Source organism: Halomonas sp. A3H3 (genome assembly GCF_000982975.1).
Taxonomy (GTDB): domain Bacteria; phylum Pseudomonadota; class Gammaproteobacteria; order Pseudomonadales; family Halomonadaceae; genus Vreelandella; species Vreelandella titanicae.
Genome location: NZ_HG423343.1, coordinates 1,235,908 through 1,236,484, shown reverse-complemented (window position 1 = coordinate 1,236,484; position 577 = coordinate 1,235,908). Strand labels below are relative to the sequence as shown.

The 577-nt window shown below is 62.7% G+C and carries 1 protein-coding gene; it reads left to right on the top strand.

Annotated elements, in window-relative coordinates; all coding sequences use genetic code 11:
- Nucleotides 1-577 (top strand): electron transfer flavoprotein subunit beta/FixA family protein (locus tag HALA3H3_RS05390; RefSeq protein WP_053856910.1); only part of this gene is annotated, 577 nt, incomplete at both ends.

The window sequence follows — 577 nt, the reverse complement described above, 5'->3', positions numbered from 1 at the left end:
CTTCTGCGAAATTGCCGTGGAAGAGGCGGTGCGCCTGAAAGAGAAGGGCGTGGCGACAGAAATTGTCGCCGTTACGGTAGGGCCCAAAGCCGCCCAAGAGCAGCTGCGTACCGCGCTGGCGCTGGGGGCAGACCGCGCCCTGCATATCGAAACCGACGAGCGTACCGAATCTCTGGCCGTAGCCAAGCTGCTGGCCAAAGTGGTCGAAGAAGAGCAGTCGGGGTTGGTGGTGCTGGGCAAGCAGGCCATCGACACCGACAACAACCAGACCGGCCAAATGCTCGCCGCGCTGACCGGGCTGCCCCAGGGCACCTTTGCCTCGGAAGTGGCGGTGGACTGTGAAAAGGTGAACGTGACGCGTGAAATCGACGGCGGTCTGCAGACCATCGCCCTGACGCTGCCGGCGATTGTCACCACCGACCTGCGTTTGAATGAGCCGCGCTACGCCAAGCTCCCCGACATCATGAAGGCCAAGAAAAAGCCGCTGGAGGTGAAAACCCCCGCCGACTACGGTGTCGGGGTCGCCTCCAAGGTCAGTCTGCTCAAAGTCGAGTCTCCCGCCGAGCGTAAAGGCGGT